Annotated in this window: 10 protein-coding genes; 2 read left to right on the top strand and 8 right to left on the bottom strand. The window is 60.8% G+C overall.

Annotation, left to right across the window (positions count from 1 at the left end; translation table 11 throughout):
• The 4 genes from VGI36_16395 to VGI36_16380 all read right to left on the bottom strand — a co-directional run.
• The coding region (locus VGI36_16395; protein HEY2486728.1) for a hypothetical protein at window positions 1-369 on the bottom strand (369 nt) is incomplete at its 3' end.
• Window positions 370-491: 122 nt separating this feature from the next.
• A complete protein-coding gene (locus tag VGI36_16390) occupies window positions 492-1,004 on the bottom strand; it encodes a hypothetical protein (protein HEY2486727.1) in 513 nt (170 codons plus the stop codon).
• Window positions 1,005-1,160: 156 nt separating this feature from the next.
• Window positions 1,161-2,372 carry a CoA transferase gene (locus VGI36_16385; protein HEY2486726.1) on the bottom strand — a complete coding sequence of 404 codons (1,212 nt, stop codon included), beginning with the start codon at window positions 2,370-2,372 and terminating at the stop codon, window positions 1,161-1,163.
• Window positions 2,373-2,580: 208 nt separating this feature from the next.
• A complete protein-coding gene (locus VGI36_16380) occupies window positions 2,581-3,087 on the bottom strand; it encodes a hypothetical protein (protein ID HEY2486725.1) in 507 nt (168 codons plus the stop codon).
• Window positions 3,088-3,354: 267 nt separating this feature from the next.
• On the opposite strand from VGI36_16380, the gene VGI36_16375 reads away from it, so the two are divergent.
• Both VGI36_16375 and ispG read left to right on the top strand, forming a co-directional pair.
• The gene (locus VGI36_16375; protein HEY2486724.1) at window positions 3,355-3,687 is read left to right on the top strand and encodes a carboxymuconolactone decarboxylase family protein; all 333 of its coding nucleotides are present in this window, start codon (window positions 3,355-3,357) and stop codon (window positions 3,685-3,687) included.
• 49 nt (window positions 3,688-3,736) lie between these two features.
• The gene (ispG, locus tag VGI36_16370) at window positions 3,737-4,885 is read left to right on the top strand and encodes a (E)-4-hydroxy-3-methylbut-2-enyl-diphosphate synthase (GenBank protein ID HEY2486723.1); all 1,149 of its coding nucleotides are present in this window, start codon (window positions 3,737-3,739) and stop codon (window positions 4,883-4,885) included.
• Between the two features lie 113 nt (window positions 4,886-4,998).
• Here ispG and purN read toward each other — a convergent pair whose 3' ends face one another.
• The 4 genes from purN to VGI36_16350 all read right to left on the bottom strand — a co-directional run bounded on the left by purN (window position 4,999) and on the right by VGI36_16350 (window position 7,840).
• Entirely contained in the window at window positions 4,999-5,601 is a 603-nt protein-coding gene (purN, locus tag VGI36_16365) for a phosphoribosylglycinamide formyltransferase (protein ID HEY2486722.1), read from the bottom strand.
• A 109-nt stretch (window positions 5,602-5,710) separates the two neighbouring features.
• Window positions 5,711-6,040, bottom strand: a complete 330-nt coding sequence (locus VGI36_16360) for a hypothetical protein (protein ID HEY2486721.1) — start codon at window positions 6,038-6,040, stop codon at window positions 5,711-5,713.
• Between the two features lie 70 nt (window positions 6,041-6,110).
• Window positions 6,111-6,662: a 2-amino-4-hydroxy-6-hydroxymethyldihydropteridine diphosphokinase gene (gene folK / locus VGI36_16355; GenBank protein ID HEY2486720.1), complete on the bottom strand. Its 552-nt coding sequence runs from the start codon at window positions 6,660-6,662 to the stop codon at window positions 6,111-6,113.
• A gap of 8 nt (window positions 6,663-6,670) precedes the next feature.
• Window positions 6,671-7,840 carry an LL-diaminopimelate aminotransferase gene (locus tag VGI36_16350; GenBank protein HEY2486719.1) on the bottom strand — a complete coding sequence of 390 codons (1,170 nt, stop codon included), beginning with the start codon at window positions 7,838-7,840 and terminating at the stop codon, window positions 6,671-6,673.
• Between the last annotated feature and the right edge of the window lie 145 nt (window positions 7,841-7,985).

Raw genomic sequence — 7,985 nt, 5'->3', positions numbered from 1 at the left:
CCGACGAAAGGTGCGCTCCCGGTGCATCACGCTCCACACATAGACGTCGACCGAAGGCTCATCGCCGAGCGTGATATCGATCATCCAGTCCTCGATTTGCGGGCCGCAGATCAGCAGTCGCACCAGCCGCCCGTGATCGAGCACGATGCCCCGAGACTCGCGTGGGAGCCGAAATTCGTCCTTCACGCGCTTGACCAGGTGCGGAGGGTAGTGCTCCTCGGTCATCGCAACATAGACCCATTCGCCCGGTTGGGTATTGGCGGCCCGCGCGATTCGCAGGTTGTTGTCGGTCAGGTCGTCTTTGGCGCGGTCCTGATCGTAGTCGCGCGCTACCTGGTAGAAGGCCATGGCGACCGGCAGCTTTGGCATTTCGCCCTCGGACTTGGCCTTTTTGGGTCGCTTAACAGTGGTTTCAACCCACCAGCGATTTTCAACGTTCGGTTTGTTCGCCACCGCAGTTGTCCAGGCTGGAAAGCCTGCCCCCACACATCTTACGCCGAGCGCGCGCGGCGTGCGCGCCTGGTCCCGCGATTTTTCGCGGTGGCGCGCGCCCGCTGTCGCCGGGGTCGGGCGCCCGGAGTGCCGCGCGCGGCGGGGCGCCGGGCGCTGACGATACCGCGCCGCGCGCGCGGAGCGGGTCTAAGCCGGGTGACCATCCGGCGCATGAACAGGTCGGCTTTGGACTCGGCATCGGTCCAGAACAGGTAATGGGCCATTTCGTGATAAATCATCTGCACCCACATCCGCTCGGTGTTGTAGATGCGGCCGCGCTTCCAATTTTCGGGATGTACCAGATGGATGCGGCCGTCGTGGTAGGTCTTTCCTGCGGTCTTGCCCCAATCGAGATACTCGAACCAGGAAATACGCGGCCGCCGCACATTGTAGAAGCGGCATAGGCGCGAAATAGCCCGATTGAACATCGGTTTGCGATGGGTGTGAAAGAAGTCGGACAGTTCATGATCGATTACGCGCCGATGCGCAATCGGGGGCAAAATCATTCGCACGACGGGCCTCCAGCACCAAGAGGGTGAAGTGTCCCGATCATACGAAGCGCCGCTTAAGTCAGTCCAACCGAACCCGTCGAGTCGTCTTAAGTACTTAATTTAACTGGAGTTTGGCCTCAGATTCCGGGAAAAATCGTGGTTTCGGAAGGGGCCGGCCTAGAGGATGGCATGCGCCTCTTTGAGTCGGCCTATTTCTTCCCAGGACAGGCCTACTTCCAGGGCAACTTCCTCGGTGTGCTGGCCCAACTCCGGCGCCACCCGATGCGGTTTGGGTCGGAAGGTGCCAAATTCAATCGGACTATTCACCACCCGAGTCCCTGGGACAGGCGGATGGTCCAACGCGGCGAATGCACCGATCGCGTGGGCCTGCGGGTCGTTCAGCACTTCGGCGGCGGTATGCACCGGCGCCCAGATGAGTTCGTGACGATCGAAGGAGGGCGCCCACTCGTCGCGCGCCCGGGTTGCTACTACTTCGTCAATCAGTGCGGTCATCGCAGCGCAATTCTTCGCGCGCACCCCGGCGTGGGCGAAACGCGGATCGTCAATCCATTCGCGGTGTCCAAGCGCTTCGCAAAACGGCTTCCAGAATCGATCGGCCTGGACCATGACGAAGTAGACCCACTTGCTGTCTTTGCATCGATACGAGCTCCACAGCGGGTTGATGCGTTGAGTGCGGCCTTCGGATTCCGGGGCGCGCCCGGTCATCAGACCGATCGTGAGATCGGTCGCGTTCATCCACAGACCCATCGAGAACAGCGAGACCGTCACGTCGCATCCCCGACCGCTGCGTTCGCGAGCAAGCAGCGCGGCCGAGATTGCCCCGGCCAGACCGAGCCCGGCCGCATGATCGATCATAGCAGGACGCTGCGCAGGAGGCGGGAATCCCGGCTCCTGGATGGTGGCCATCAATCCCGATCGCGCCCATGCGGCCGCGTAGTCGTAGGCAGGCCGAAGCCGGTCCGGGCCGCGGTGCCCATAGCCGTTAAGCGATGCGTAAATCAGGCGCGGATTTCGCGCCGACAGGGTCGCGAAGTCGAGTCTCATGCGCTCGAGCGCATCGAGCCGCAGGCTGGTGACGAAGACGTCGGCGCGATCGATGATGCGCAGCGCGAGGTCATGCCCTTCGGATTTTCGCACATCAACCGCGACCGACCGTTTGTTGCGATTGTCGAGTTCGTACGGAGGGCGCACGTGCAGATCGGGATTGGAGGTCGTGCGGGTTATCATGCCCCGGATCGGATCGCCGCCGTTTGGGTCTTCGAGTTTGACCACGTCCGCGCCCCAGTCACCCAGCACGGCTGCGGTTGCGGGGCCGGCAACCCACATCGCAAGTTCTACGACTCTGAAACCGGACAGTGGACCTTCCATCGGCAGGGTCTCCTCGCGACCCAACCTAGTTATAAATTCTCCGGTGGAGAAGTGCATCGGTTCTGGAGTTTTCTCGCGAAGGGGGAAGGCGCGCGCTGCGCTCGGGAAGTTGGGCCGCTACCTCATCACGAAGATTCGGCCGACGCCCCGACGACCGCGTCAGCGCATTGAGAGTACCAACGGAAAGCAGCGCAGATTTTCCGAGTCCCTAGCGGGCGTGGCGGGCGTGGGGGAAGTGGCGCTTATGGCGGCGGCGAACACGATTGACGGTGAGCCTCTGCACGCGGCTTGCTTCCTTCAGTCGCAGCCGGAGCGGAGCGATGCGCGTGCCCGGTTCAGTCCCGGAAACCAGTGCCTGCAGGCGCCAGCGAAGTGCATCGCTATCGATCCCGAGTGCGTCACAGACATTCTCGAACGACAACGGACAGGCGGTACGCCTGCTGAAGATCCACGCCCACGCCTCATCGAAGGCCGGGCGTTTGCGCAGGCTGCCGGCATGGTGAAAGTCCTGCACTATGTTGATCGCATCGGCCAGCACCGCGAGCATCAAGCGTTGCTCGCTCGAGAGCGAATGTGTTCCAACCAGCTCGAATAACTGGCTGCGCAGAATTACGTCAGGAAAGGGGCGGGAGTCGCTGACGCTTGCGGTCGAGCCTGGCTGAAACATTCGTGAGAGTCCTGGCCGCAAATTGTTGGAAACCGCTCGCGGCTTCATCCGCTATTACCAGCAGTCCTCCTAATTCCAGAGGTCAATATCACTAATCCTATCGACCCGAAATTTAGTGCGGCTGGTGAAACTTTGCAAACGAATTGCACGCCGTGGCACACCACTACCCGTCGCAACGGCGACTGCGTGGCACGTAGGCCTGATGCCAACACATCTGGTATCATCTGCACTGCGCGGCGGCCTTCCTGCCGCATGCGGTTGAGGCAAAGCTTACCCACGGGAAGAGGGCGGTCTGGACGCCCAGGGAGCGCAACGATGGCTGATTTCTACGGCAAGGAAACCTCCAAGAATCTCCGCAAGCTGCGCCAGATGGCGCCCGACGCATTCAAGGGTTTTCTCGATTTCGACCAGGTGGTGTTCAAGGACGGTGCAATTCCCAGCAAGACCAAAGAATTGATGGCTATCACCGCCGCGCATGTCACGCAGTGCCCCTGGTGTATCGAGGCGCACGTCTCCCGCGCCAAGGAAAAAGGATGCACGGACGAAGAGATCGCCGAGGCGGTGTGGGTGGCGGCTGCGATGCGCGCGGGCGCGGCCTTCAGCCACGGTGCGATTGCGATGGCGGTAACGGAGGAGCACAAGCACTAGGATCGCGCGGTACTAGAACGCGCTTGGCGCGTCGGGCAGCATAGGCAGGATGGAGTCAGCAACAGCGGGTCGCAGGACCCGCGCGGTCAGGATCGGCGGGGTAACCGTCGGCGGTGATGCACCGGTGGTCGTGCAATCAATGTGCGCGACCCGGACCATCGATGTCGAGCAGACCGTCGCGCAAGCGCACCAGCTCGCCGATGCCGGCGCGGGCATCGTCCGCATTGCGTTGGACAGTGACAAGGAGATTCCGGCGCTCAAGGAAATCCGGGCCCAGACCAGAGGCATCACGCTTTCGGTCGATCTGCAGGAAAACTATCGAATCGCGGACCGGGTCGCCCCCCATGTCGACAAGATTCGCTATAACCCGGGCCATCTGCACCACATCGAGAAGAAAAAAACCGTCGAGCAGAAGGTTCGGTGGTTGGTCGAGGTGGCGCGCGATCACGATCTGGCGATCCGCATCGGGGTAAATTGCGGTTCACTCGCGCCCGCGTTCCTCCAGAAATATCCCGGCGATCAATTGAACGCGATCGTAGAATCGGCCGCCTACCACTGCGAGGTGATGGACCAGCTCGGGTTCACGAGATTCGTGGTTTCGCTCAAGGATTCCGATCCGCAAAAAGTGGTGGAAGCCAATCACCGCTTCGCGGAGCGTCGCCCGGATGTCCCGATTCACCTCGGCGTGACCGAAGCCGGACTCCCGCCCGACGGAATAATCAAGACCCGCCTCGCCTTCGAAAAGCTGCTGGCACAAGGAATCGGCGAGACCATTCGCGTGTCATTGACGCTGCCCAACGAGCGCAAGCACGAGGAAGTGATCGTCGGCCACAAGATCATCGACGACGTGTACGCCGGCAAGTTCATTTCGGTGCCGGACTTCGGCAAAGGGCTCAACATCATCTCCTGTCCCTCGTGCTCGCGGGTTGAGAACGAGAAATTCGTGGAGCTTGCACAACAGGTAAAGGAGCTGACCGAATACGCGGCGAAATACAAGATTACCATCGCGGTGATGGGCTGCCGGGTGAACGGCCCTGGGGAGACCGACGACGCCGACCTCGGCCTGTGGTGCGGTCCGACCACGGTCAATCTGAAAAAGAAAGATCGGAAGGTGGGTTTCTTCAGCTATGCCGAGGTGCTTCCGCGTCTACGCGTGGAACTCGACCGACTGATCGCGGAACAGGCGACCAACAACTGACCGAATCACGATTTCATTTCGTCGGTGTGCGGGGCAGCCAAGACTCCGACCCGAAGAGGGGGCCTATCGTTCCCATAAACTGGCGCCTTGGTGGCTCAGAGCCGGGTGCCCATTCAGCCTACAAGTTCAATCTCGCCGCGAGCGATTCTCGCCAAGGTCTCCGGAAACAGCGCATGTTCCACTTCGAGCACGCGCGCGGCGAGCGACTCGACGGTGTCGCTGGGGAGGACCGCGACCCGGCTCTGCGCGATGATCGGACCCTGATCGTATTCTTCGGTCACCAGATGAATCGTCGCGCCCGATTCTTTTTCCTGCGCTGCGAGTACCGCCTCATGAACTCGCGCGCCGTACATGCCGGGGCCTCCGAACTTCGGCAGCAGGGCGGGATGGATATTGAGCACGCGGCCCCGGTAATGCGCGAGCGTGCGCGGGCCAAGCTTGCGCATGTAGCCGGCCAGCACGATCAGGTTGACCTCATGCGCGCGCATGGTTTCGAGAATTGCGCCGTCGAGGGCTTCTTTGGAAGGGTGGGTATGCGAACTCAGATGACGGGTCGCAACTCCAGCGCCGCGCGCACGCTCGAGCGCGTGCGCCTGGGAGTTGTTGCAGATAACCACGCACAGGTCGGCCACGAGCCTGCCGGCGCGGCATGCATCAATGATCGACTGCAGGTTGCTGCCCACGTGAGACGCGAGAAATCCAATGCGCAGCTTCATCGCTCCCATCTTTAGGAACTTCCCTCGTTCGCGAGAGGAGGGCTCGTGCGGCGAGACAGCCGCAGATTGCTCGCAGGTCCGAATGGTAGCGACAACTCAAGGACTCTCATCAGGGGCGCGGCTCGCTGTTCCTCGCTTTTTGCTCGGTACCTCTCCGCCTACGGGAAACTGTCTCTGACAATGTCGCAACTAGATCTTTGTGACTGGTCTTGCGCCTGTCGGCCAGGAACGCGTCGAGACCCTTGTCGGTGAGCGGATGGTGAAGGATCTGTCTCAGGAGGCTGAACGGCACCCTCGCCACGTGGGCGCCAATTCGGCGGCGCGCACTAAGTGGGTCAAATTTGCGCACCGAGGCGACCAAAACCTGGGCTGGGCAGTCGTCGTTGGGAAGAATCTGCACCATCTGCTCGACTATCTGAAAGCCATCCTCAGATGTCATCCAGGCGTCCGACGAACGGTGACAAGTCGCGCCGCATTTGGCCGCCGCCAGGGCCTGCAGCGGCGCGAAGTCATCGGCTGGCAGCCTCCCGTTTAAGCGCCGGACGCAGGAGGTCGGCGCGTGCAAGTGTTACGCGGAACGGCGACTTCAGCGCCGCCATCATTTCCGAAATCGATTTGTTGAGTTTGGGGTGAATGAGCGTAGGCGCCAGCTCGCTCATCGGCGCCAACACGAACAGGCGCTCCTGAAGTCGCGGATGCGGAATGGTAACAGCGCGGGTGTCGATGGTTTCCTTGTTGAAGAACAGCAAGTCGAGGTCGATGATGCGCGGGCGGTACTTGCCGCGCGCCGGCTTGCGGCCGCGCACTCGCTTGCGGCCCATCACGCGCTCGATGCCGAGCAGCCGCCGCATCAAGAGGTCGGCGTTGATTTCGGTTTCAACCTCGATGACGCCATTGAGGAATGCACCTTTGAGATCGCCGACCGGTTCGGTCTCATAGATCGACGACTGACGCACCACCCGCGTCTGAGGTATCTGAGCGATACGTTGAATCGCCTCGCGATAATTGGCGGCCCGATCGCCTAGATTACTGCCTATTCCAATGAAAGCCCTATTGGGCATCCCTGCCGTTACAGCCGAAGCGCCTTAATTCGTGCAACTGCCTCGCTTAGCCGCTCGCTTGGCACCGTTAGTGAAAAGCGAACGAACCCCTCACCACCCTTGCCGAATCCGGAGCCGGGAGTGATGACAACTCCCGCCTCCTTCAGCACGCGCTCGGTAAACGACACCGAACTGTAGCCTTTAGGTACTTCAGCCCAGATATAGAAGGTCGCGCGCGGCGTCGCACAGACCAGGCCGATAGCGCTCAGCGCGCCGACCAGCAGGTCGCGCCGCTCTTTATAGATGGCGCAATATTCGGCCAGCTTGTCGCCATCGCCTCCTGCAAGCCCGGTGATGGCGGCCTCCTGCACGGCCTGGAATACTCCGGAATCGAAATTGGTCTTCACCTTACCAAGCGCGCCAACCAACTGGGCGTTGCCCACCACGAATCCTACGCGCCAACCGGTCATGGAGAAGGTTTTGGACAGCGAATGGAATTCAACGGCGCATTCCCGTGCGCCCTCGACTTCAAACACGCTCGGCGCGCGATAACCGTCGTACGCGATCTCGGAATACGCGTTGTCGTGAGCGAGAATTACGTCGTTGCGCAGGCAGAACTTCACCGCCTTTTCAAAAAACGAGCGATCGACCGTCGCTCCGGTAGGATTGTTGGGATAGTTGAGCCAGAGCAGCTTTGCGCGGCGGGCGACTTCTTCGGGGATGGCCTCTAGGTTGGGAAGGAAACCGCTCTCCTTTTTGAGCACCAGGAAGTACGGTTCACCGCCATTGAAGACGCAGCCTGAGTAATAGACCGGGTAACCGGGGTCCGGAATCAGCACGATATCCCCCGGATCGACGACAGCAGTCGAAAAATTGGCAATACCTTCCTTGGAGCCGATGAGGGCGCAGACCTCCCGAGCGGGGTCGAACTCAGGACCAAAGCGTCTCGCGTACCACTCGGCGGCGGTTCGCCTGAAAGTTTCGAGACCTTCGTAGTCGGGATACCGATGGTTCTTGGGCTCGATGGCGGCCCGCTTGAGACTATCCACAATATGTGGGGGTGTAGAGAGGTCAGGATCCCCTATACCAAGGCTAATGACGTCAACACCCTTTGCCTGCACCTCCTTTTTGAGCCGGTCGAGCTCGGCGAACAAGTAGGGAGGCAGAAGGGTCAATCGCGCGGCAGTCTTGAGTTGCACCTTAGGGGCAAAACCTCAGAAAAGACAGAATTGACAGGAAATTAACATACTTCAGCGGGCTCCGAAACTTCCCTCCCTCCATTTCCTCACAATCGACACGCAAAATTCACTGCCGCCGGCTCCGTCAGCCCCATCAGTCGAGTCA

This window comes from Candidatus Binataceae bacterium, from assembly GCA_036495685.1.
In the GTDB taxonomy this organism is placed as follows: domain Bacteria; phylum Desulfobacterota; class Binatia; order Binatales; family Binataceae; genus JAFAHS01.
This window is presented reverse-complemented; position numbering and strand designations above follow the sequence as displayed.